Consider the following 26,297-nt stretch of genomic DNA (forward strand, 5'->3'; position numbering starts at 1 on the left):
TTCTAATTTTAAACTTAATCCCGAAAAGTTTAATAACTCAGAAGCTATAAATTGTACCAATTCGGTATTGAATCTTTTAGAATATTTTCTATGGTATATTTTTGGGCTTCTGCTTTTTTGAGCTGATGTGACCATGATACTCTTTTTGTGGGTTGATATCCTTCTCCGGTACAATTATATTCGGCATAAAAGGCATTTTTTTCTGCATCAGGTTTCGACCAATTTTGCCAGCCTTCAGGTTTTATGTGTTTTTGCATTTCACAGTTTATATAAACTGTTTTTGCATAAATACGCCACGGTCTTCCTAAATAAACGGCTGTTGCTTCAGTACTTGCAGTGAGTTTACAATTTTTAAAAACAAAACCAAACGGAGTTCCTTGTGGTGTTGAAGCTGCTGTAATATAAGAATTTTTGATGCTTTTAATTTCACAATTTTCAAATAAAGCTGTAGCACTTCCAAAAATAAAATCGGTTGTACCTTCAATATAACAATCTTTAAAATATTGTTTTGCTTCTTTGCCCGATAAATACAAAGTGTCCTGATTTCCTAAAATAATGGAATTTGAAATTTTAGCTCGATTTGCTACTACTGATAGTGCAATCGCCTGGCCATTATCTCCGGAAGTATTTTTAATGGTTAAATTGGATGCCGAAAAATCGTCTCCTTCCACTAAAACAGTATAGGTATAAAAGGTACTATTTCGACCTAAATTAATTTTCTTGAAATTATCATCAAATGTAATAATGGTATTTTCTTTACTTTCTCCAATTAATACTAAATGTGTATTCCACTCCGGAACACGTACTTTTTCATTATAAATTCCATTTTTTATGTTTATTACAACTTTCTCATAAGGAAAAGACGGACTTGCATTTATGGCATCCTGAATTTTGGTAAAGTCACCTGAACCGTCTTGTGCGACTGTTATGTAATTATCTTTTTTTTTTGATGTTGTTTCTGCCGATGAAATTTTTACTCCATTTTTGATTGCCCATTCGGGATATTTTTTCAATACTTCTTTTCCGGCATCAGAATACCAGGAATAGCCATTTCGCCTTTCAGAACCAATTTCGTCGAGCGATTTCTTTCTGATTCCGTCACGATCACAAAAGAAAGGTTCATTGGTTTCAAGATCCATAAATCTGGCCCAAATTGGTGCCGCATTTACTGTAGGAATCATTTTTTTATCGACAATTTTTCCTGCGTCGTTTAGAACTCTTTTTTCTTCGAGATTGGTGATTTTTGTTTTTTCAAACCATGCCTGAGCACTTTTTACTGCTGTGATAATTTCCGGTGAAGGTTTTTCTATCGACATCAAAAGCAATACAATTTTTACTGATTCATAACCACTTAACGAGGCTAATTCGAAAGCTCTTGCATTTGCGGGAGCAAAAGTAACTTCATCATGTTGTGCGCACCAAGCGGTTAAAATGCCATTTTGTTTGTATTGTGTTTTTAAGATACAATCTATTCCTTTATCAAAAGATTTTTTCGCTTTTTCGACAATTGCCACAGATGGTTTAATGCTATAAAAATCTGTTTGTTGACCGATTTCTTTCATTACATCTAAAATATGTACCATCGAATCGTCATTGTATGTAATATGCGTGTAATAGCCCTTTTTTAAAGGATAAAACTGAGGCCGTCCACCATTATCATATTGTGCTTCAAGCAGATAATCTAAGCCTTTTAAAAAGGACTCTTTATAGCGATCATCTTTTGTCTGAGCATACATTTTAGACATAAAAAGCATTTCCTGAGTCGTTGCTCCGTTGTCTGTTGTGGTTTCTTTGGTTGTTTTTTTAAGAGCCGATAATTCTGTTTTTTGGGCAGAAGTCAGTTCTTGCTGCATTTGGATATTTTTTGGCCAGCCGCCAATATCTCTTTGATACAACAATACATTTTCTGCTATTTTTTTTGCTTCATCGGTACCAAACCAGGACGGATCATTTTTACGAATAATATCCGGCCAGTTTTTAAACGTATTTTGAGCATTTAGTGCAACACTAAATCCTACTATAAAAAATATCGTTATTTTTTTTAATTGAATCATTTTAATCTGTTTTTACTTTTGGTATAAAAAGCTTTAATCATAGAATTTTCAAAAAAGGCACAAAATTCTCTTTTTTTTCAAACAAAATCATTTTAGCTATTTTTAAGCTTATTTCTTACTAATAAACGTATTTAGATATCGTTTTTTTAAATTCGTTTAAAAAAACATTATTTATGAAAGCCGTTTTTTCAAAATAAAAAATGATTTTGCTGTTTTATGATCTTTTATCTATTTTTTTATTTCGTTATCCTAAACCAATCTACTGCAACATTTCCCGAGTCATTCGTCACTTTTTCACTCAAAGCAAAAAGTCCAACTTTTGCTCCAATCCATTTTCCTTCTTTAGCGATAAACTCATTTCCAATGGGTTCGTATTTTTTATCATCAAAACTATAGAAGAAATTGCAAACACCACCTTTTTTAATTTTTACTCTTAAGTAGATTGTATTGCTTTTTATTAAAAGTGGAGTTGTTTCTGTTTCAGAAACTTTTTTATCGAAAGTTCCTGTTTTCTGATTTAAATATAATTTCCCGTTATCGTTCTTTAAACTCAAATAACTATAATCTAATCCCATTATTAAAAGTCCTGTAGATTCTCCGTTTAATCTGGTATTAAAAGTTAACTTGGTTGTTGTTGTAAATTCTTCGGCAGGAAATTTTTGCAATAATAAATTTGGTGCTTCAAAAATCTTGTTACTTTCTTTGATCGTTGGCAGACAAAACAAATTTAAATATCCTAAACTTGTTGGAAATCCCCAATTGATTTGAGCATTTGCCTGCCATTGCCATTGTAATCCTAATTTAGGCGAATTAAACTCGTCTGATTCTGCTGGAGTTTCTATTGGATATTTCTTGCCCACATTTGGTTTTTTAAATGTTGTAACCGGTTCTCCAATTCCGTTTTTATCAAAATCCTGTCCCATTACAGGCCAGTCATTTTCCCATTTCATAGGTTGAAGATGCACAATTCTTCCGTATGCTCCTTTGTCCTGAAAATGAATAAACCAATCTTCTCCTGTTTGTGTTTCCACCCACGCTCCCTGATGTGGACCGTTTATATTTGTTTTTCCCTGCTCTAAAACTTTCTTTTTCTCATAAGGCCCAAAAACATTTTTTGATCTTAAAACCGTTTGCCATCCTGTCGGAACTCCTCCTGCAGGAGCAAAAATATAATAGTAATTATTTCGTTTGTAAAACTTTGGTCCTTCAATAGTCCCTTCGCTTTCATGACCGTCAATTACCATAACTTCGTCGTTATTTGCAATTGTTCCTTCGGCATTCATTGTGCAAACAACTATTAAACTTTTTATTCGTGCGCGGCTGCCCGCAAAGGCATGAACCAGATATACTTTTCCGTCATCATCCCATAACGGACTTGGATCTATTAATCCTGAACCTGCTTTTACCAAAATTGGTTCAGACCACGGGCCTTCGGCTTTTTTGGCTTTAATCATGTAAATTCCGAAATCAGGATCCGGATAATAAATATAAAATTCATTATTATGAAAAGTGATGCTTGGCGCCCAAACGCCATTACCATGTTGTACTTTATCAAAGGTTTCTACAGGAATTTGTTTGGTAAGTGCATATCCGATAATTGTCCAGTTTACCAAATCTTTAGAATGCAAAATTGGTAATCCCGGAATGCAATTAAAAGATGATGCCGTCATATAAAAATCATCATCAACTCTTACAGCATCAGGATCTGAATAATCTGCATGAATAATGGGATTTGTATACGTTCCATCTCCATTATCAGGTACCCAAACTTGCGCAGAACTCTTTTGAACTGCGATTAGTGCCAATAAAAGGAAAATGATTTTTATGTTTTTCATCTTTTGGTTATTGTTGACTTTCGAATTAGACCTAATAGGTTTTAAAAACCTATCAGATCTCTTTGTGTGATTTTCAGTGCGTTGCTCTCTGGATGTGATTTCTCCTCCGTCGAAATGACACAACTTTGTCGTAACAATCCTCACTCTTTACTCTTTACTCTTTACTCTCTCTAAAAAAACTTATCTATTCAACTCTACAGCCGCTAAAATAAAAGGTCCGGTTGCTTTAGGATCGTTGTCTTTCTTTTTTTCGTTAACATAGTATTCATAAGAACCGTCTCTGTATGGAGTTCCTCCTAAACCTGCAACCTGACAAGCTTGTGTTAATGTAATTCCGCCGTCAGCGTCTACTTTTATCAGTTGTTTGGTTAAACCATCAAAAGCTTTGTTTGCTAATTTTTTATATTTTGCGGGTAAATATCCTTTGTTTGCACCTTTTGCAAAAGCATAAGCAAACATTGATGATCCTGAAGCTTCAAGATAATTTCCTTTTTCTCCGCCTTTATCTGTTACCTGATACCATAAACCTGATTTATCCTGGTATTTAGCCAAAGCCGCAGAAACATTATTTAAGTATTTTACCAGTTCTTTTTGTTTTGGATGATCTTTTGGCATGTAATCTAAAACATCAACCAAAGCCATTGCATACCAACCTAAAGCTCTTGACCAGAAGTTTGGAGAATTTCCTGTTTCTTTATTTGCCCAAGCCATTTCCTTGCTTTCATCCCAACCGTGATATAATAATCCTGTTTTTGGATCAGTTGCGTGCAATTGAATCAGTTCGAATTGTTTTGCGATATCATCAAAACTTTTTCCGTTTTCAAATGTTGCTGTATATTGTGCATAAAATGGTTCTCCCATATACAAACCATCTAACCACATTTGGTTTGGATAAATTTGTTTGTGCCAGAATCCACCACTTTGCGTACGTGGCTGCTCTGAAAGTTGTTTACGTACTAATTGCAATGCTTTTAAATATTTTTCTTCTTTTGATTCAGCATAAATATTAAAAAGCAAACGTCCCGGTACAACCAAATCGATATTGTATTTATCAAATTCGTAGGTTTTGATTGTTCCGTCTGCCTGAACTAATTCATCTACATAACCTCTGATATAAGCTTTATATCTTGGGTCAGGATTTTTTTTGTATAATTCTTCGATTGAATGCAAAACCAAAGCATGAACATAATCCCATTTTGGCTTTTTAGAATCGTCGATCATATAAGCTTCTGGATGACGTTTCATTAATGTTAACGTCATTTTATCAGACCATTTTAAATCTTTAGAAATAACTATATCCTTTTTTTCCGTTTCTTGTGAAGTTACTTTACAACTCATAAAAGTCATAAAACACATTAATAAAACCGATACGAAATAACCTTGCTTTCTATTATTTTTCATTTCAAAATATATTTAAATTCTACTTTTTCTTTTTCAATCTTTATTTCCCAAGTTCAGCGGCACTTAATATAAATGCGGCCAAAGCTGGTGAACTGTTGTCTTTTGTTTTGCTTTTGATATAATATTCATTTGATCCATCACGAAAAGGTTTTCCTCCAAGACCTACATTCGATGAAACATTTGAAATTATAATTTCATTATTGGCTTCTGTTTTTACAAATTCTTTTATAAAAGCGTCAAATGATTTTTGTGCTGTTTTTTTATAACTTGCGGGTAAATATCCTTTATCTGTACCTTTTGCCAAACTATAAATAATCATGGCCGAAGATGATGATTCTACAAAATTATCTTTCATTTCCGGTTTATCAGTTACCTGATACCATAAACCTGATGTACTTTTATATTTGATAATATTCTTAGAAATCTCATTCAAAAATGTAACCAGTTCTTTTTGTTTTGGATGGCTTTTAGGAAAATAATCTAAGGTTTCTACCAAAGCCATCATATACCAGCCAATTCCGCGTCCCCAAATGGTTGGCGATGTTCCGGTTTCTGGATTTGCCCATCCAATTTGTTTGCTTTCATCCCAAGCCTGATATACTAAACCTGTTTTTTTATCTACTAAATGATTTTGAACCAATTCAAATTGTTTCGCAATATCATCTAAAGCTTTACCATTTTCATACTTAACAGTGTATTGCGCATAAAATGGTTCTGCCATATACAAACCGTCAATCCACATTTGATTAGGGTAAATTTGTTTGTGCCAAAATCCACCGCTAGTCGTTCTTGGCTGACTTTCTAGTTGGTTTCTTAATTGCTGCGTTACTTTTAGATAGCGATTGTCTTTCGTTTCCTCATACAAATTAAACAGCAATTTTCCCGGATTTACATAATCGATGTTGTATTCTTTAATCTCATATTTTTTAATATTTCCTGAACTATCAATCATTTCATCTGCATATTCCTTGATGTAATTGAGATACTTTTTATCTTTTGTTTTTTCATATAATTTTTCAAAAGAAAACAAAACCAAACTCATTTTATAATCCCATTTTGGTTTTTCGGTTCCGTCAATCTGCCAGGCTTTCGGATATTTATTTAATATCGTTACTGCTGCCTTTTCTGACCATTTTGAATTGGCAGAAAGACCATTTTCTTTAGACTGCGCGATTGTTTTACTACTAAAAATGAGTAGCAGAACAATTGCGTAATTGATAAAATTGATCTTTATAAAAGTTGATTTAAACATATTTTTTTTGTTATTTTTTTCACGCAGATTTGGCAGATTGTGCAGATTTTTATTTTTGTATCATCTAATTCTTCAATGGATTAAAATCTGTATATTTTTTAATCCTTAAAATCCTTTAATCTGTAGCTATTATTCTTTAAACAACAATTTACATTTTACCTTTTTTGTTCAGTATTTCTAATTGTGCATCTAAATATTTTACAAATTCTTCCTGCGATTTAATTCCGTCAATTTGTTGTTCCCATGCGCCTAAAAAGTAGAATGAAGTGGCTTTTGTTGTTGGTTTAAAAACCAATAAATAATCTAAATCTGTATCAGCAACATTTTCAATTGTTTTTACTTCATAAAAAATAGCCAATCCTAATTTATCCGGCACTAAAGATTGTGCTCCGTAAGTTGCTAAATAAGCCCATTTTTTATTTTTACTTTCTTTTTTAAGTAGTTCTGCACCTTTTTGTTTTCCAATTCCGGTACAAATTCCTTTAATTTCTTTTGAAGCTTTAATGGTATGTTGCGTATATAACTGATCAGGTTTGATCGTCAATTCTGTACTGAAATCAATTTTATCCGAAGCTGTTTTCCAACCATAATAACGCACTTTTACATTAGATTCATTGGTTTTATTTGCAACATCTGCAATAGTAGAATCTACTTCACGAAAGTGTAATTTTTCATTGTTCAAATAACGATCAATAGATCCAATTCCGATTGCTTTTCCTGCTTTCAAAATATCAGCACCCCAATCGCTCATTTCATGGTAAGAATCAAAATTATCCTGACCTACTTTAGGCAAAATCATTTCTGAAGTTTTCTTTCCAAAAATATCAATTGCATTTCTCCAGTCCAAATACAAACGATATCCAATTTTATTACTTTCCCAACCTGGTCCTTCGTAACGAATATCAAAAGAATGATCTGTATGTTCCGGAGCTACTTTTAGTCTGTCAACATTTTTAAAAACAGTTCCGCCAATATATTTTCTGCCTTCCCATTTTCCATCCGTCTTTGCAGAGACTTCAGCATAGGTTTTAGCTGTTTTTATATCGTATTTTTGAGCTTGAACTGCTGTAAAACCTACTAAAAATAAGGTTGCTAATGTGATTTTTGTTTTCATTTGTATTGTATTATTTAAAAATTCTGTCTAAAAATTGTGTTGTGTAAGTAGCGGTTTCATTAAACCAGGGTTGAAAAAACCAAAACGAATGTGGTGAATCCTGAATTGTTTTTACTTCATTATAAATCTTGTTCGCATTCAAAATCGCAATCATATCGTCTCTTCCCGCATGAAACCTGTCAAAACTACTGTTTATGAAAAGTATTGGCGGTGTATTTTTATTGGTATGGCTTAAAGCCGAAGCATTTTTCCAGTTTTCCGGTTTTTCTTCATAAGAACCTCCAAGCCAAAATGATGCCATTTCGCCTTCTGAAGATTCAGGATGTTTAAAAGCTAAAACTCCATCTATATCAATAATCGCATTTACTTTTGATGATGATTTACTTTTGTAAGCTGCATCTTCAAAATCCGAATTTTCATTTGTTGTACCAATCAAAGCTGCCATTTGTCCCCCTGAAGAGCAACCTAAAACGGCAATTTTGTCTGGATCTACATTAAATTTTCGGGCATTATCTTTTATAAATTTAATCGCATTTTTTACATCATAAACTCCTTCGGGATATTTTGCTTCTAATGATAATCTGTATTCAATGGCAAAACAAGCATAGCCTTTTGAAGCTATTTCTCTTGCCAAAACATGCATCTGATTTTTATTTCCTGATCTCCAGCCGCCGCCATGAATCATGATTACTGCCGGATTTAACTTTTGTTTTTTATAAAAAAAAGCATCCAAATGTAATGCTCTGTCTTTATTTTGCTGATAAACAACTTCTTTAACTTCAGCAATTAAACTATTATTTTGTTCCTGAGGTATTGTTATAAAAGGATATTTTTTAATTAGTTTATTATATGTGCTTTTTACTGTGTATGAAGTATCGATACCAGCATTGCTTTGAGCAAAAATGGCATTGGAAATCAACAGTATTATAAAAAGCATTTTATTCATAATAACAAACTCATTTTACAGTTAAGAAAGGAGTTTGAAATACATCAAACTCCTTTTTAACTTCTTCAAAAAACAATCCTTAAAAAAAATATTAATATGCAGGATTTTGTGGGAAATCTTTATTTCTGTTTAAATCTAATGCGCTTTGAGGAATTGGTCTTAAAATTTTAAGGTTTCCATTTTGTCCCATAAATGCTGCTGCATTAGTTACTTTAGGATTGTATAAAACCGTTCTTTCTACTAATGTTCCGGTACGTTTTAAATCGAACCAACGGTGATATTCTCCTAATAATTCTCTTCCTCTTTCGTCTAATATTGTATTAATGTCAACTGATGTCAATACCGGAATTACTCCTGCTACTCCACCGCCGGCTCTTCTTCTTACTTCGTTTAAACGTGCTAAAGCCAATGTTGGCTGACCTGCTTTAAAATAAGCTTCGGCAGCAACTAAATACGTTTCTCCAAGTCTTGCAACAATAAAATCACGTGTACTGCTTCTGTTTGTTGCAGGCGTAATAGGCGTTGTATTGTAGTTGGCACTTGTAGCACCGCTATAAGGAGCGTTTGGATCATCGAATTTACGAACCGGAATTAGGTTGTAGTCTCCACCGGAAGCAGCTGCAGATGAATAAGTTCCCCAATTGTGGTATCTAAATGTAGCCGCATTTGCTTTTCTTGAAGCATTAGCTGTATTCCAGGCTGTTCTGTCTGCTAATGTAAACCAACGTGGTTCATAAAAATCTGTGATTTTTAAAGCTGTTTTATCTGTTACAGTGTAAAAGTCATAATATCTGCTGTAGATTTCTGTCATGAACGTATTCTCCCAACGTTTGTCACCTTGCTCATATAATGATAAAGCATAAACGGTTGGACAAAGTGTATAACTTCTGTTTGGATAAGGATTTCCTGAGGCTGCAGCTCCTAAATATGAACTGAACCAATAGTTTTGTGAACTTCCTAAAGCCGTTGTTCCGGTTGCATTTGAAGCTACTGAAAATTGAACTGAAAAAATAGTCTCTGCATTCATTTCATTTCCTGGCTGTACAACGCTTGCAAATGGCACATTTAATGCCTGACCTGCAATTGCTTCATCTGCTATAGATGCTGCTGTTGTAAAATCCGCCGGAGTTCCAAAAGTTTCATATCCTCTTGTTAAATATACTTTTGCTAATAAATCCTGAACGGCTCTTTTGTTTACTCTACCTGTATATGCACCCGTTGCTACTGCCGGAAGTGCTTCGTTAAGATCTTTAAAAATCTGCGTATATACTTGTTCTGCTGTATTTCTGTCGAAAGAAGTAACAGCTGTATTATAATTATCCAGTACAATTGGAACTCCTCCGTAAGTTTGCACTAATAGAAAATAAGCATTTGCTCTTAAAAATTTAAGCTCACCAACACGTGTATCTAAAGTGCTTGTTTTCTCTGTTAAATTAGCATAATACAACCCTTTATTGGCTTGTTGAATAGCCATATAACAAGTTCTGTACAATAAATCGACTCCTGCAGATGATGACGATAAAGTTAGATATTTAGCCAGTCCTTCCGGTTCTTGATTTCTTCCTTCAGAATACATATCTGTACCTGCTTCAAATAACCACGGATCTCCACCATAAATATCCTTTAACGTTGCATAATTCGTGTTTACCAATGATTCGAAACCCGGAGCGGTAAGAAAGTATGTTTCTGCCGAACCAAACGCACGATTGTCTTCCTCTATAAAATCAGAACAAGAATTTAGAGTAAACAGTATTCCTATAATTAATAATATCTTTTTCATCTTTTTTAATTTAAAATTTTAAACTTAATCCCATCTGAACCGTCATTGTTGCCACACGATTAAGTGCTAAAGGCGCAGTTGCCCATTCAGGGTCGTATCCTTCGTAATTTGTAAATACAAAAGGATTCAAGACATTAACATATAATCTTAAACTTTTTATTTTTAACTTGTTTACTAAGTCCGGATCAAAACTATATCCTAAGGCTATGTTTTGAACTTTTACAAATGAAGCATCTTTGTAGAAAGCCACATTGTTAGTATCATAATAAACTCCGGCGCCACGTGGTAACGGATTTGTATTCGAATATTGAGCAGGAATTCCGGCTCCGTTTGCAGGAACGTACCAATCACCCAAGTCTAATTTTTGACGCCCTCTGTCTGTAACATCAGCAAAATTATCGTGGAAACCACTAAATACTGTCATTCCCTGATTGGTGATTATAGAAATTCCTAAATCAAATTGTTTTACTTTTAATGAGGTAGAGAAACTTCCAGACCATTTAGGATCGTAGTTTCCTAAAATAGCACGGTCGTTATTAGCATCAATTTTTCCGTCATTATTTAAATCTTTTACTTTTGCCTCTCCCGGTTTTTGACCGTAACTCGCTGCCTGAGCTGCTTCGCTTTCCTGCCAAACACCATCAAAAACATAGTTATAATAAGAATGGACATTTTCTCCAATAAATAAATTGTTTCCAACATCATCTACTAGATCCTGTCCGTAAATAGAAAGTAATTTGTTTACGTTTTTAGTAAAAGTAAAACTGGTTTCCCATGTAACATTTCTAGTCTGAACATTTTTAGTTGTCAAAGCAACTTCAACACCTTTATTACTTACAGAACCTACGTTTGCAGTAATAACAGGAACACCAATTTCTAATGGCAATGCTTGTTGAAACAATAAAGATTTAGATTTTCTGTCGTAAACATCTACACTACCGGAAATTCTATTTTTGGCAAATCCAAAGTCTAAACCTAAATTCACCTCTTTTGTTTTTTCCCAGGTTAAATCAGTATTTCCTAAACTTGAAGCTGTAAAGCCATTAGCGATGACACCATTAAAATCATAATAAGTAGGTGTTTTTAAAAGGCTTAAGCTTGAATAAGGTTTAACCTTATCATTTCCGGTATAACCGATACTTGCTCTTAGTTTAAAGTTAGAAATGAAACTTAAACTTTTCATGAATGATTCCTGATGCAAATTCCATCCTAAAGCTACAGATGGGAAAGAAGTCCATTTGTTATCTTCTGATAAAACAGATGAACCATCATAACGTACAGAAGCTGTTAATAAATAACGTCCTTTATAAGCATAATTAAAACGGGCTGCATACGATTCTAATGTATTTTTAGAATACGGAACGAATATGCCTGAAGGAATTAAAGCAATTGTACCACTTCCCGGAGTTAAAGTATACGTAGACTGAGCGCCTGAACCTAAATTATAAAAACCGGTTTCAAAAGGATTTTCTCTCGATGCTGCAAAATAAGTTTCAGTAGTATTAGAATAAAAACTCTGAAGTCCTAAAAGACTAAATACGTGATCGTTTTTTAATGTATAATTGATATTAAACTGGTTGTCCCAAGTATAATTGAAGTTTTGCATATTGGTTACGTCTCCAGATGGCAAACTTTTATTTTTAAGTCCAAAATCGGTTTGAGCTCCAAATGATCTTCCTTCTCTTGCATCCATTTTTCCTGCTGAAAAGGTAGTTTTAAATGATAACCAGCTATTTACTTTATATTCAGCAAAAATATTTCCGATAGTAGTAAATCTTTTGATATTATCCTGAGAATTTGCAATTTCTAAAAGTGGGTTATAAGAACCAGTTTTATTAATAGCAAGAGCTCCATTTGGGTATCTTAAGGTACCTGGTTGCTGGTTATAAGTACCTATGATTTCATTTCCAGCAGCATCAATTGCCCAAGGCGATGTAAATGGATTTTGCCTAAAGGCTTCCTGCATTGCAATTGGGCTTCCTAATTCTTCATCTGTTTTAGAAATTGTAAGGTTTACTCCAAAAGAGATTTTATCACTTAATTTATGATTTACTCCTAGCTTAAAATTATATTTATTGATACCTTCATTATCAATAACTCCGGTTTCTTCCTGCGTTCCTAAACCAATATTATAGGTTAATCCGCTATTTGCACGACCAGTAATATTTAAATAATTATTTGATGTCATTCCGCCTTTAAGAACGGCATCCTGCCAATTGTAAGTTTGGTTATTAGCAACTCTCTGATACAAAACCGGATTTGTACCAGCCTGACCTACAGCGGTATTTAATTCTGTTGCATCAATATCATTATAGGTTGGGTTTGTCGCCGAAATTGTAGTAGCCAAAAAAGCCGATTGATGGTAATACCACCATTTGTCCGGACTCATTAATTTAGGCAATCTTACGGCTTGTTTATTACCATAAGAGCTTTCATAAGAAACGGAAACTCCTTCTTTTGCATTTGTACCACTTTTGGTTGTAACAATAACAACTCCACTTCCTCCTCTTGATCCGTAAATTGCTGCAGAAGAAGCATCTTTCAATACGTCTATTCTGGCAATATCCTGTGGATTTAAAAAGTTGATATTATCCGTAGGAACTCCATCAACCACAAAAAGTGGCCCGGATCCGTCTTTGTTAATAGAGTTTGCTCCTCTTATTATTACGTTAAATCCGTCACCTATTCTTCCTGTATTCGAAGTTACCTGAACCCCCGCAATTCCACCTTGAATTGCTTCCATTGGGTTAGTTACATTTCTTTCGGTGATTTTTGCTGCGTTTAAGGTATTAATTGCACCGGTAAGATCTGTTTTTTTTGCAGTTCCATAACCTACAACAACAACCTCAGTAAGTGTATTTGTTTCTTCTGAAAGGCTTACGTTTACTTTAGTTTTTCCTGCAATGCTTACTTCTTTGGTTTGAAATCCTAAATAACTTACTATTAAAATAGCATTTTTATTTGTAACATTGATTTTAAAACTTCCTTCAAAATCAGTTGAAGTTCCATTCTTTGTTCCTTTTTCCTGAATGTTCACGCCTGGTAGCGCTAATCCGGCAGCATCAGTAATTTTTCCTTCTACGACGCTTGATTGTGCGCTCATAGTAGTACTCAACAGGAAATTTAGGAAAAATAAAAACACAAGATTGTGCTTCATTTTTTTCTTTAATAATTGTTTAATGTTCATAATGTGGTTTGTTGGTTAAATGATAGTTTTTCTTAATTTTTAGTTTGTTCTACTTTTTTTCCATTGATATAGGTATTGATAAAATTGATATTTTTTACATTTTTTAAGGAATAGATCGAGTCTACTTTCTGAATTACTACGTTCCTAAGTGTTATATTTTCCACTGGAGATTCTGCATAACCGTCTGCTAAAACGCCATATTTTCCGCCGTTTTTAACCTTAATGTTTTCAAGGGTGATATTTCGAACTACCGGAATAAAATTTCCTGTCTGGCTGCCGTAAACATTATAAGTCATCGTTGCTCTTAAAACACATTCTTTAACGGTACCTACTTCAATATTTCTAACAAAAATATCTTCGATAACGCCTCCTCTTTTTGAATTTGTTTTAATGCGGATTGCTCTGTCTAAGTTTGGACTGTCCATTAGACAATTCTCTACAAAAACATTGTTAACCCCTGCCGAAATTTCGCTTCCAATAACAACACCGCCGTGACCGTCGATCATTTTGCAATTTTGAACAATGATATTTTTACTTGGTATTGCAACTCTTCGTCCATCGGCATCTCTTCCGGCTTTTATCGCGATACAATCATCACCAGTATTAAAAGTGCAGTTTTTGATAATGATGTTCTGAGAATATTCAGGATCACAACCGTCATTATTAGGACCGTGACTGTTTACGGTTACGCCATCAATGATAATATTATTTGATTTTAAAGGATGTAAAATCCAGAATGGAGCATTTATTACGGTAACATCTTTTATTAAAACGGTATTACATTCAAAAAACTCGATGAAACTTGGGCGTAAATAACGTCCTTCGCCGAATATTCTTTCTGCAACCGGAACATTTTTTTCAGCCATGTCGACTAAGACTTCACGATTTGTTGGATCATTTTGTGACGGAATTCCTTTTTGCCAGCCATAACTTTTACCACCAGACCAAACCCACCAGTTGGTGCTGTCTGCCTGACCGTTTAAAGTTCCTTTTCCTGTTACGGCAACATTGGTTTTGTTTTTGGCATATATAAGAGGAGAATAATTCATTACTTCTGTGCCTTCCCAAGATGTATGAACAATAGGATAATCTTTAGGATTTATACTGAAAAGAATTTCTGCATGATCTTCCAAATGCAAATTCACATTACTTTCAAGATGTATGGCTCCGGTTAAGTATTTTCCATTGGGAACAATTACTTTACCTCCGCCATTTTCAGCACAAGCTTTAATTGCTTTCTCAAAAGCTGCTGTATTTAAGGTTTTACCATCTGCTACAGCACCAAAATCATTGATATTATAAGTCTTATCTGAAAAATGTGTTTGCGGAATCGTTTTAACGATTAATTCCATTTTTTTCCACGGATCAGTCTCTGAAACAGAAGAAACTGGCTTTCCGCATGACAAAACAAACAAGATGATTACACAAAAAAATGTAACTGATCTAAACGTTATAAACTTATTTGTAATCATTTACGTAGTAATTTATTTATCTTTTTAATAAAAAGCCAACAATTATGTAATCGATTACACGAAAATATAAAATTACATCGTATGAACCAAATTTATTTAGAAAAAATTTATATATTTAATTTTTATTACTAATTTTATTTACATTTTGTGTAAAAAAACACATAATTTATTATCATTGTATAACTGAAAACGTTTTAGTTGTGAATTATGGTAATCGATAACAATGTATATCAGATTATATAAAAAAAATGTATTTTTGTCTATAAATAAATCAAAAACTATTTTTGAATGAGCGAAAAAATAACCATCTACGATATTGCAAAAAAATTGAATATCACTGCAGCGACGGTTTCCAGAGCGTTAAATAACAACCCTAAGATAAAAGAGAGCACACGTGAATTAGTTATAAAAACTGCAGCTTCAATGAACTACAAGCAAAACAAACTTGCTTTAGCATTAAAAAGCGGTCGTAGTAATAATATTGGTGTTATTGTTCCTCGTATAGATAGTAACTTTTTTGCCTCTGTAATCCGAGGAATTGAAGAAGAACTACAACCTCATGGTTATCAGGTTATTATTTGCCAGACTCACGAGGATTTAAAAAGAGAAAACGAAAATCTTTATACTTTAATTGATGCCCAAGTTGATGGAATTTTAATGTCGGTAACAGCCGTTACTGATGAAAATGACGGGGCTTTTCATAATGTTTTACAGAAAAATGTTCCGCTTATCTTTTTCGATAGAAGCAAACATATTGACGGAGTAAGTTCTGTAACGATAAATGACTTTAAAGGTGGTTATGAAACTACAAAACACTTAATTAATGAAGGCTGCACAGCTATTGCGCATTTATCAGGGGATCAATCTCTTGAGATCTTCAAAAACAGGTTTTTAGGTTATAAACAAGCGATATTAGACAGCGGATTAACTTTTAAAGAGGAATATGTAATACGTTCTAAAAGTAGTGTTGAAGCTGGAAAAGAAGCTGTTGATATATTATTACAATTAGAAATTCCGCCAGACGCCATATTTTCTTCGAGTGATTTTGCTGCCTTAGGAGCCATTCAGGAATTAAAAGAAAGAAATATCAGTATACCAAAAGACTTTTGTGTGGCTGGTTTTAGTAACGAGCCTTTTACTAAATTCATGGAATTATCGATAACTTCTGTAGATCAGTCTCCGCTTGAAATGGGAAAAATGTCTGCACGTGTTTTCTTAGAACAAGTCGATAAAACCGATACTATTAAAATAGAAAAAAAGGTAGTGCTTGCCCCGGAATTACACATCCGTAAATCATCGTCAAGAACAGCTATTTAATTTTTTTTCCACCATATAAGTTATATAAGTTCATTTTAATTACTACGTATAATAAAAAAGGCAGCTCTTGAAAGAGCTGCCTTTTGATTTTAAGCTAAACACATTACAATATGCGCAATGCTAAAATGAACTTATATAACTTATATGGTGAAACTTCTTTTACAAGGAAACTCCTCTTTTCCAAGGAATAAAATCGTTTTGATTTAAAATTGCAGCTTTGGTTTTAATCGTTCCGCTGGCAACATCAATAATAAATTCAAGCATTTCATCTGCCATTTCATCAATCGATTTTTCTCCGGTGATAATTCCTCCGGTATCAATATCGATAATATCAGACATCTTTTTCGCTAATTCTGTATTAGATGAAATCTTAACAACCGGCGCAATTGGGTTTCCTGTAGGAGTTCCTAATCCTGTTGTAAACAAAACCATATTCGCTCCTGAACCAACCATTGCAGTTGTACATTCTACGTCATTTCCGGGCGTACATAACAATGTAAAGCCTGGTTCATTAATATATTCTCCATAATCGAAAACACCTGTAATTGGTGAAGTCCCTCCTTTTTTAGCAGCACCAGCAGATTTCATTGCATCTGTAATCAAACCGTCTTTAATGTTTCCCGGAGATGGATTCATGTCAAATCCTGAACCTGCATCTACAACTGTTTTTTCGTACCATTGCATTAAGTCTAAGAAACGTTTTCCATCCTTATCATCTACACAACGGTTTACTAATTCCTGCTCTACTCCACATAATTCAGGAAATTCAGAAAGAATTGTAGTTCCTCCTAAAGCAACTAAATGATCCGATAATACTCCCAATGTTGGGTTAGCAGAAATTCCTGAGAATCCGTCAGAACCACCACATTCCAATCCAATTCTTAATTTAGATAATGGTGCAGGAGTTCTTTTTATATCGTTTGCTACTTTAATAGCTTCAAAAGTATCTTTTACAACACTGCTCAACATGGTTTCAATAGTACCAATTTGCTGTTGATCGTAAATTAAAACCGGTTTTTTACTTCCAGGATTAATAGCTTCCAAAGCATCTTTAAAGATTTGAATTTGAAGATTCTGACATCCTAAACTCAAAACTGTAGCTCCGGCAACGTTAGGATTGTTTACATATCCGGCCAATAATTTAGCCAAACTGTGCGAATCCTGACGAATTCCACCACAACCACCTTGGTGCGTAATGAATTTCACTTCGATATTATTGAATAAATTAGCATCGTTAGAAGCCGCTTCATTACCAGTACCGCCAGTTTCTGTTTTCACTAAAGAACGAAGCAATAACTGATAATCGTTTTCTTTAGGTTTCATTAATTCTTTCTCGAAAATATCTTTTAAGATTTCGATATTTCTGTTTTCACAAAAAACTAACGGAAAAAACAACCAAACATTCTCAGTTCCAACTTGTCCGTCTTCTCTGTGATAGCCCTGCCACGTTCTGTCTTTCCATTTGTCAATATTTGGAGCATTCCAGCCAATAGTTTCCGTTTTACCGGTTACTTTATCACTTTCATGTTTTACATTTTCTGTAGAAAGCAAACCTCCTTTTTCAATTCTGGCACTTGCTTTTCCTACCAAAACGCCATACATAATAATACGCTCACCTACCTCGAAAGTATGCATCGCGATTTTATGTTTCATTTTCACATCTGTTAAGATTGTGATATCTTGTCCTTCAAAGTTGATTACCTCACCAGCAACCAGATTCACTAATGCAACTGCTACATTATCTGAAGGGTTTACTTTTATTAATTTCTTTTGCATGATTGTTATTTTTAAGTTGCTAAGTTACTAAGATGCTAAGCTACTAAGATGCGTCCAAAAACTTAGAAACTTAGCATCTTAGAAACTATTCCAATTAATATTGTTTGCTGAAATTAGCAAAACCTTTTTCTATTCCGTTCGCTTCAATTTCATTTAAAGCTACTACTAAAGCTTCAGATAAACCTTTAATTTTAGTTAAATCTTCTCCCCAGAATTCAGTGTTAGCTAATATCTTAGCTACAACTAAATCTGCAGATCCTAATTGCCAGGCGTTTTTAAATGCTTCAACTATCTCTGGAGAATCTTTTACAGGTAATGCTTCGTTATTCCAGGTTCCTTTGTAGAATTGAATTAAACTCGCTAATGAAAAAGTCAAATTAACTGGCAATTTTTTCTTTGTATTATAATATCCTAATAAACTAGGTAAAACTCTTACTTTGAATTTTGAGATAGAATTTAATGCAATATCAGCAAGTGCATGTTTGATAAATGGATTTTTAAATCGGTCCATTACCTCTTCAGAATAGGCCGTAATTTCATTTTTGTCCATATCCAGCGTTTCACTAATTTCACTAATAACGCTGTTTACAAATTTTCCTGTAAAATCTCCGTCAACAGTTTCCATTACTAATTTGTTACCATATAAAAGTGAAAAAGGAACCATTGCCGTGTGTGCACCGTTTAAAATACGAACCTTAATCATTTTAAAAGGACGTATATCATCAACGATTTTTACATTCAAATCTGTTTTATGAAAAGGTAATTTTGCTTTTAAAGCATCGCCACCTTCAATAGCCCAAAGAAAGAAAGGTTCTGCAGCAACAATTAAATTGTCCTGATAATCTAATTTATTATTGTATTCTTCAATTTCAGCTCTTGGATATCCAGGAACAATTCTGTCAACCAAAGTACTGTGATACGTACAAGCATCTGATACCCAAGTTTTAAATGCATCCTCTAACTTCCATGTATCGCAATATTGTAAAATATATTTTTTCAGCGTCTCTGAGTTATAATCAATCAATTCACAAGGAATGATTGTTACTGCTTTAGAAGCATCTCCGTTGAAATGTTTGAATCTTTCATATAATAAAACCGTCAGCTTAGCAGGAAATGAAACTGGAGGCTGCATATCCGGAGTATCACTTTCAATGAATTCAATTCCAGCTTCAGTTGTATTTGAAACAATAAATTGAAGTTCTTCTTCTTTGGCTAAAGCTAAATACGCTGCAAATTCAGTATATGGATTTATAGCTTTTACAATATTAGTGATTAACTCAATATCTTGTATTTTTTCGCCTTTTTTAATTCCGTTCATAAATAAGGTATAAAGACCGTCCTGATCATTAATCATATTTACCATACCGTCTTTCAAAGGCTGAACTATTGCAATACCGGCATTAAAATCGACTTCTTTATTTAGTTTGTGAAAAGCATAATCAACAAAAGCTCTTAAAAAATTACCTTCTCCAAACTGAACTACTTTAATTGGCTGTAACTTTTCTAATCCTGTATTTATTCTATTTAATTTTTTCATTTTAAAATTCATTAAAGTGTTATAAATAACCACATTAAATACCTTATTATTTCCATAGAAGTCTTTTTTAAAATGTAAAAGAAACATTACACCTGTAAGAGTAAAATAAAACTTGCTGTGAGGAGTGACAAACTTTATTTAGCAAGCGTAATGTTCAATTACAAAACGTTAAAAAACTAAAAAAAACTGCATTCAAATAAGGAATCGGTATGATTACTCCCTATTTATTTTTAATATTTTTGATGATATCCAGAACCTGACTCACTTTCGTTTTTAGTCCTTCATAATCATTATTGTCTAATATATCTTTCGAAATCAATTGCGAACCAAGTCCAACACAAGTTGCACCTGCGTTTAACCATGAAGACAAGCTTTCAACTGTTGGATAAACTCCTCCTGTTGGCATAATACTTGTCCACGGGCAAGGTCCTTTTATTGCTTTAATAAATTCCGGGCCGTAAATATCCGCAGGGAATAATTTCACGATTTCGCAACCTAATTCTTCAGCTCTTGCAATCTCTGTAAGTGTTCCGCAACCTGGTGACCATAATACCTTACGGCGGTTACAGGCAATTGCAATATCTTCTCTAAAAACTGGCGTTACAATAAAGTTAGCGCCCAAACTCATGTATAATGAAGCTGCTGCTGCATCTGTAACAGACCCAACGCCCAAGATCATTCCCGGTAATTCTGCCAATGCATATTTGTTCAAAGCTCCAAATACTTCATGAGCAAAATCGCCTCTGCTGGTAAATTCCATTAATCTGGCACCACCGTCATAACAGGCTTTTAGTACTTTTTTGCTGATCTCAATATCCGAATGAAAAAAGAGCGGAACCATTCCGTTTTCTTTCATTTGCTGAGCTACTTCAATTCTTGAATATTTCGCCATTTCTAATTTATTATCTTGAAACTAATCCGGCTGAATCACCGTCTAGCATATTTTCAACTTCTTTTAAGGTTACCAAATTATAATCGCCTGCAATTGTATGTTTTAAGCAACAAGCTGCTACTGCAAAATCTAATGCTTTTTGATTATTATTTTGATATTCAAGCAATCCGTAAATCAATCCGCCCATAAAAGCGTCTCCACTTCCTACACGGTCTACAACCGGAGTTACTTCTTTTACGGCAGCCTGATAAATGGCTTTTCCGTCAAATAAAACACCGCCAATTCTTTGGTGAGAAGCACTTACAGAATAACGTAATGTTGTGGCTACTGTTTTTAAATTCGGAATTAATTCGAATAATTTCGTGTATAAAACTGGAAGCGATTTTTCATCCTGATAATTCGGATTTACTTTCGGAATTCCCAACATAAAATAAGCAGTATCAATATCTCCCAAAATAACATTGCTGTATTTTAGCATTTCGGGCATAACCTCACTTGGAGTTTTGCCATATTGCCAAAGTTTCGATCTGTAATTTAAGTCGCATGAAATCGTAATTCCCAGTTTATGAGCCACTTTAATAGCTTCTAAACAAGCTTCGGCAGCACTTTCAGAAATTGCCGGAGTAATTCCACTCCAGTGAAACCATTCTGCACCTTCCAAAACTTTTTCCCAATCAACCTGTCCTTTTTCGATAGTTGACATTGCGCTATGAGCACGGTCGTAAACTACATTGCTTCCGCGGGTTCCGGCACCTGTTTCAAGAAAATAGATTCCTAAACGCTCACCGCCGTAAACAATATTTTTGGACTCGACATTCATTTTTCTGATTTCTTTTAATGCAGAAAAACCAATTTCATTTTCAGGTAATCTGGTAACAAATTCAGCATTTACGCCATAATTTGCCAATGAAACACATACGTTAAATTCTCCACCTCCATACGTAGCACCAAATGCCGTAGATTGCGAAAAACGTAAATGTCTTTCTGTCGATAAACGCAGCATAATTTCTCCAAATGCAACTACTCTACTCATATTATTTTATGTATTTACCCGTAAGATTTTCTTTTTTTACCATTAAGAAATTAAGAAAAATTAAGCTTAACGGAGTATTTTTTTTGCCACCGATTTTAATGATTAAAAGATTCAAGTTTAAATGATAAAAATCTTTATTCTCGCCTCTTTCCTCTATCAATCTTTATTCTTTATTCTATACTCTTAACCTAAAATTTAAAATACTCTTTTGCGTTGTTATATGAAATATCCGCAACCAATTTTCCAATCCATTCCATATCAGCAGGAAGTTCGCCACGTTTAATTTCATCTCCTAAAAGATTACATAAAATACGTCTGAAATATTCGTGTCTTGGGAAAGATAAAAAGCTTCTTGAATCTGTCAACATTCCAACGAAACAGCTAATTAATCCCATATTCGAAAGGGCATTTAATTGTTTTGTCATTCCGTCTTTCTGATCTAAAAACCACCATCCTGAACCAAATTGTACTTTTCCTCTAACGCTTCCGTCGTTGAAATTTCCAATCATCGTGGCCATAACTTCATTATCAGCAGGATTCAGGTTATAAATAATCGTTTTTGTCAATTTATCTTTGCTGTCTAATGCATTTAAGAAAGAAGATAATTTTTGCGCCTGCGGATAATCTCCAATAGAATCCCATCCTGTATCAGGACCTAAAATTCTGTGCATACGCGCATTATTGTTTCTTAGTGCCCCTAAGTGAAACTGTTGTACCCATCCAAATTCATGATATGTTTCTGAAAGGAATAACAAAATTGCACTTTGAAACTTCAATCCTTCTTCCGGAGTTATGGTTTGATTTTCTCTTTTCTTTTTGAAGATTGAATTGATTTCGCTTTCGGTAAAGTTTTCAAAATAAATCTGATCTAAACCGTGATCACTTAATTTACAACCGTTTGCTGTAAAAAATTCAATTCTTTTTCTTAACGCAGCACATAAGTCTGTGTAAGTATGAATCGCAACTCCGGATACGTCCCCCAACGTATCCAGATATGCGTTATAGCCATCATTAGAAATTAAGATCGCTTTATCGGGTCTGAAAGCTGTACTCATTTTAGTTCCAATTGGATTTTTAGTAAGTTTCTGGTGAAACTCTAAACTATCAATCGGATCTTCGGTAGTACAAACTAATTCAGCATTTACTTTTTTAAGCAGGTTTTGTGTGCTGTAAGCCTGAGAATTTATTTTTTCAGAGGTTTCGATATAAATTTTCTCTGCTGATTTTTCATTCAGTAAATCATAAATATCAAAATAACGTGCCAATTCTAAATGCGTCCAGTGGTACAAAGGATTACGCATCGTGTAAGGAACCGTTTTTCCCCATTGTAAGAACTTATCTTTATCTGAACCATTTCCTGTTACAAATTGCTCGTTTACACCCAACGTACGCATTGCACGCCATTTGTAGTGATCACCATTGATCCAAACCTGAGTTATGTTGTCAAAAATTTTATCTTCGGCAATAAACTGAGGATTTAAATGATTGTGATAATCTATAATAGGCTGATTTTTGGAGTAATTGTGGTATAACTCTTCAGCAAATTTATTTTCAAGTAAAAAATTGTCGTTTATGAATGTCTGATTTGAGCTCATGTCTTTTAAAATATAATTTGAAAATTATTCTTCGTTTGATGGTTTACCAATGGTCGCTAAAATTCCACCATCAACAAATAAAATATGTCCGTTTACAAAATCACTTGCTTTAGAAGAAAGGAATATTGCTGCTCCGGCTAAATCGCTAGGATCTCCCCATTTTGCTGCCGGTGTTCTGCTAATGATAAAGTCATTAAAAGGATGTCCGTCTACGCGAATAGGTTTTGTTTGTTCTGTCGCAAAATATCCAGGTCCAATTCCGTTGATTTGAACATTGTATTTTGCCCATTCTGTCGCCATATTTTTAGTCAGCATTTTCAATCCGCCTTTTGCAGCAGCGTAAGCGCCAACCGTATTACGGCCTAATTCGCTCATCATTGAGCAAATATTAATGATTTTTCCTTGTCTTCTTTCGATCATTCCTTTGGCAACGTGCTTAGAAACAATAAACGGAGAAACTAAATCAATATCTATAACTTCTTTAAAATCGGCAACTTCCATTTCGATTAACGGAATTCTTTTGATGATTCCCGCATTATTAATCAAGATTGAAATTGGTCCAACTTCGCTTTCAATTTTTTTAACAGCTGTTATAACTTCCTGTTCATCTGTTACATTAAATTTATAACCAACTGCATTTATTCCTTCATTTTGAAGTTCTTTTACGGCATCATCAATTTTTTGTTGAGATGAATTTCCGTTTACAACAATTGTTGCTCCCGCCTGTCCTAATCCTTTTGCCATTGCCATTCCCAGTCCGTGAGTACTTCCTGTAATAAGGGCAATTTTTCCTTTTATATCAAATAAATCTGTCATGATTCTTATCTTAAATCTGTGATTTTACAAACATCCATATCTCCGTAATCTAAATTCTCACCAGCCATTCCCCAGATAAAAGTATAATTACTTGTTCCTGATCCTGAGTGAATTGACCAAGGCGGAGAAATAACTGCCTGATGATTGTTCATCCAGATATGTCTTGTTTCCTGTGGTTGTCCCATAAAATGACAAACGGCCTGATTTTCCGGAATATCCAAATAGAAATAAACTTCCATTCTACGATCGTGCACGTGAGCCGGCATCGTATTCCAAACACTTCCCGGTTTTAATTCTGTCATTCCCATTTGCAATTGGCAAGTGGTAACAATACCGCCAATAATCATTTGATTAACTGTACGGTGATTTGCCGTTTCCATTGTTCCTAACTGTAATTTATTAGCTTGTTCCAAACTTACTTTTACAGTTGGATATGTGGTGTGAGCCGGAGCTGAATTAATATAATATTTAGCCGGATTTTTGCTGTCATTACTTTTAAAAATCACTTCTTTATTACCACTTCCAATGTATAAAGCATCTTTAAAACCTAATTCATAAGATGTTCCTTCAACAACAACAGAACCGCTTCCTCCAACATTTATGATTCCCATTTCTCTTCTTTCCAGAAAATAGCTCGCTTTAAGCGGATCTATACTTTCCAGTGTTAAAGGTTTTACAGGAACTGCAGAACCTGCTATATATCGATCGTAATGAGAATATGTTAATGAGATTTCGTTCTCCTGCATTAAATCATCAATTAAGAATTCTTCTCTTAATTGTTGTGTGTCATATTTTTTTACTGCTTCAGGGCTTGACGCGTATCTCGAACTATATTTTGTCATAATTTTTATTTTAATGTAATCGATTGCACAAAATTATATTTTTATCTTTAAATATCATAATCAAACACCAAATTTATTTGTGTTGATTTTACACTTCTACTTTTTTCATCTTCGGAACTAAAATATGCATGATTAACCAAGCCAGTAAATATGAGGCTCCGCAGATACAAAACATAATAAAATAACCCGTTTCGATTTTTCCTATTTTAGTATAATAAACAAACATGTTTTTTTGAACTACTAAAGTTAACAAAATCCCTCCAAGCGCTCCAAACATACCTCCGATTCCTGTAACTGAAGCAGTTGCTTTTTTAGGAAACATATCTGATACTGTTGTAAAAATATTAGCACTCCACGCCTGATGCGCAGAAACCGCCAAACCAATAACCAAAATAGCCCACCAAATATTTATCGCACCTAAATATTGAGAAAACACAACCGGTAAAACAGCAAAGGCATAAAGTAACATACTTGTTTTTCTTGCCTTATAAGCCGGCCAGTTTTTGTTGATTAGTTTTAATGGTAACCAGCCGCCGCCAATACTTCCGATACTTCCAATTACATAAACTAACGCGCAAGGCCAGATAATTTCTGTTGATGAAAGTTTGTATTGTTTCATTAAAAAATCAGGCAGCCAGAATAAATAGAACCACCAAACCGGGTCTGTCAATAATTTTCCGATGGCAAATGCCCAGGTTTGACGAAAACTAAGCAATTTTAACCATGAAACTTTTTCAGTATCTTCTACTTCAACCGTTTCTACTTTATCAGAATTAATATATTCAAATTCAGCCTGAGACAATCGTTTTTGCTTTTCGGGTATTTCATAAAAAATGAACCATAAAACCAACCAGATAAAACCAACAATTCCTGTTAGAATAAAAGCCCATTGCCAACCATAATTTTCTGCTATAAATGGCACTGATAATGGAACAATGATTGCTCCGATATTACTTCCCGAATTGAAAATTCCTGTTGCTAAAGCTCTTTCTTTCTGCGGAAACCATTCGGCTGTTGCTTTTATGGCCGCGGGAAAGTTTCCGGCTTCTGTAATTCCTAAAAATACACGTGCTATTAAAAAACCTCCTGTTCCTGTTGCCAATGCGTGACCAATTGCGGCTAAACTCCACAATCCTGTGGCAATGGCATAACCAATTTTTGTTCCTAATTTATCTATGATTCCACCTGCAACCAGCATTCCCATTGCGTAGGCTATTTTAAACGCCAATTCAATATTCGAATAATCTATAACTTCCTGTTCCGGTGTCCAGTGAAAAGCTTCTGCTAAAAAAGGTCGCAGGTAACTAATTACATTTCGATCTAAATAATTTACTGTTGTAGCAAAAAATACTAATCCACATATGGTCCAGCGATATTTTCCTATTGCTGCATTGGTTTGGTTCATAGTTTTAGGTTGGTTTGGTTAGTTGGTCAGTTAAATCATAAAT

Annotated in this window: 18 protein-coding genes; 1 reads left to right on the top strand and 17 read right to left on the bottom strand. The window is 34.0% G+C overall.

The features are described from left to right. Positions 1 to 44: 44 nt before the first annotated feature. The 9 genes from pelA to GKZ86_RS08855 form a co-directional block, all read right to left on the bottom strand. The gene (pelA, locus tag GKZ86_RS08815) at positions 45 to 2,054 is read right to left on the bottom strand and encodes a pectate lyase (protein WP_154782745.1); all 2,010 of its coding nucleotides are present in this window, start codon (positions 2,052 to 2,054) and stop codon (positions 45 to 47) included. A gap of 236 nt (positions 2,055 to 2,290) precedes the next feature. After that, positions 2,291 to 3,889 carry a glycoside hydrolase 43 family protein gene (locus GKZ86_RS08820; RefSeq protein ID WP_154782746.1) on the bottom strand — a complete coding sequence of 533 codons (1,599 nt, stop codon included), beginning with the start codon at positions 3,887 to 3,889 and terminating at the stop codon, positions 2,291 to 2,293. 180 nt (positions 3,890 to 4,069) lie between these two features. Further along, the gene (locus tag GKZ86_RS08825; RefSeq protein ID WP_154782747.1) at positions 4,070 to 5,290 is read right to left on the bottom strand and encodes a glycoside hydrolase family 105 protein; all 1,221 of its coding nucleotides are present in this window, start codon (positions 5,288 to 5,290) and stop codon (positions 4,070 to 4,072) included. 40 nt (positions 5,291 to 5,330) lie between these two features. Further along, positions 5,331 to 6,542, bottom strand: a complete 1,212-nt coding sequence (locus tag GKZ86_RS08830; protein ID WP_154782748.1) for a glycoside hydrolase family 105 protein — start codon at positions 6,540 to 6,542, stop codon at positions 5,331 to 5,333. A 148-nt stretch (positions 6,543 to 6,690) separates the two neighbouring features. After that, positions 6,691 to 7,656: a DUF4861 family protein gene (locus GKZ86_RS08835; RefSeq protein WP_154782749.1), complete on the bottom strand. Its 966-nt coding sequence runs from the start codon at positions 7,654 to 7,656 to the stop codon at positions 6,691 to 6,693. 10 nt (positions 7,657 to 7,666) lie between these two features. Continuing rightward, complete coding sequence (locus tag GKZ86_RS08840) at positions 7,667 to 8,602, bottom strand: alpha/beta hydrolase (protein ID WP_154782750.1); 936 nt, start codon at positions 8,600 to 8,602, stop codon at positions 7,667 to 7,669. 91 nt (positions 8,603 to 8,693) lie between these two features. Beyond that, positions 8,694 to 10,382 (bottom strand): RagB/SusD family nutrient uptake outer membrane protein, encoded by a 1,689-nt coding sequence (locus GKZ86_RS08845; RefSeq protein WP_154782751.1) that lies wholly within the window; start codon positions 10,380 to 10,382, stop codon positions 8,694 to 8,696. A gap of 10 nt (positions 10,383 to 10,392) precedes the next feature. Beyond that, positions 10,393 to 13,539, bottom strand: coding sequence for a TonB-dependent receptor (locus GKZ86_RS08850; RefSeq protein WP_228526563.1), 3,147 nt, complete (start codon positions 13,537 to 13,539; stop codon positions 10,393 to 10,395). A 62-nt stretch (positions 13,540 to 13,601) separates the two neighbouring features. Next, positions 13,602 to 15,041 (bottom strand): glycoside hydrolase family 28 protein, encoded by a 1,440-nt coding sequence (locus tag GKZ86_RS08855; RefSeq protein WP_154782753.1) that lies wholly within the window; start codon positions 15,039 to 15,041, stop codon positions 13,602 to 13,604. 288 nt (positions 15,042 to 15,329) lie between these two features. On the opposite strand from GKZ86_RS08855, the gene GKZ86_RS08860 reads away from it, so the two are divergent. Further along, a complete protein-coding gene (locus GKZ86_RS08860; RefSeq protein WP_154782754.1) occupies positions 15,330 to 16,358 on the top strand; it encodes a LacI family DNA-binding transcriptional regulator in 1,029 nt (342 codons plus the stop codon). Between the two features lie 159 nt (positions 16,359 to 16,517). On the opposite strand, the gene GKZ86_RS08865 is transcribed toward GKZ86_RS08860, so the two are convergent. From GKZ86_RS08865 to GKZ86_RS08900, 8 genes are all read right to left on the bottom strand, one after another. Further along, complete coding sequence (locus GKZ86_RS08865) at positions 16,518 to 18,134, bottom strand: UxaA family hydrolase (protein WP_154782755.1); 1,617 nt, start codon at positions 18,132 to 18,134, stop codon at positions 16,518 to 16,520. Positions 18,135 to 18,228: 94 nt separating this feature from the next. After that, positions 18,229 to 19,671 (bottom strand): tagaturonate reductase, encoded by a 1,443-nt coding sequence (locus GKZ86_RS08870; protein WP_154782756.1) that lies wholly within the window; start codon positions 19,669 to 19,671, stop codon positions 18,229 to 18,231. 220 nt (positions 19,672 to 19,891) lie between these two features. After that, positions 19,892 to 20,563 carry a bifunctional 4-hydroxy-2-oxoglutarate aldolase/2-dehydro-3-deoxy-phosphogluconate aldolase gene (locus GKZ86_RS08875; protein WP_154782757.1) on the bottom strand — a complete coding sequence of 224 codons (672 nt, stop codon included), beginning with the start codon at positions 20,561 to 20,563 and terminating at the stop codon, positions 19,892 to 19,894. Between the two features lie 10 nt (positions 20,564 to 20,573). Then, complete coding sequence (locus GKZ86_RS08880) at positions 20,574 to 21,596, bottom strand: sugar kinase (protein ID WP_154782758.1); 1,023 nt, start codon at positions 21,594 to 21,596, stop codon at positions 20,574 to 20,576. 188 nt (positions 21,597 to 21,784) lie between these two features. Beyond that, on the bottom strand, positions 21,785 to 23,191 hold the full coding sequence (gene uxaC / locus GKZ86_RS08885) for a glucuronate isomerase (protein ID WP_154782759.1): 1,407 nt from the start codon (positions 23,189 to 23,191) through the stop codon (positions 21,785 to 21,787). A 24-nt stretch (positions 23,192 to 23,215) separates the two neighbouring features. Further along, positions 23,216 to 24,007 carry a gluconate 5-dehydrogenase gene (locus GKZ86_RS08890; RefSeq protein WP_154782760.1) on the bottom strand — a complete coding sequence of 264 codons (792 nt, stop codon included), beginning with the start codon at positions 24,005 to 24,007 and terminating at the stop codon, positions 23,216 to 23,218. A 5-nt stretch (positions 24,008 to 24,012) separates the two neighbouring features. Continuing rightward, positions 24,013 to 24,849, bottom strand: coding sequence for a 5-dehydro-4-deoxy-D-glucuronate isomerase (gene kduI / locus GKZ86_RS08895; protein WP_154782761.1), 837 nt, complete (start codon positions 24,847 to 24,849; stop codon positions 24,013 to 24,015). An 88-nt stretch (positions 24,850 to 24,937) separates the two neighbouring features. Continuing rightward, the gene (locus GKZ86_RS08900; protein ID WP_154782762.1) at positions 24,938 to 26,254 is read right to left on the bottom strand and encodes an MFS transporter; all 1,317 of its coding nucleotides are present in this window, start codon (positions 26,252 to 26,254) and stop codon (positions 24,938 to 24,940) included. Positions 26,255 to 26,297: the final 43 nt, after the last annotated feature.

The sequence above is a fragment of the Flavobacterium sp. LC2016-13 genome, from assembly GCF_009707955.1.
In the GTDB taxonomy this organism is placed as follows: domain Bacteria; phylum Bacteroidota; class Bacteroidia; order Flavobacteriales; family Flavobacteriaceae; genus Flavobacterium.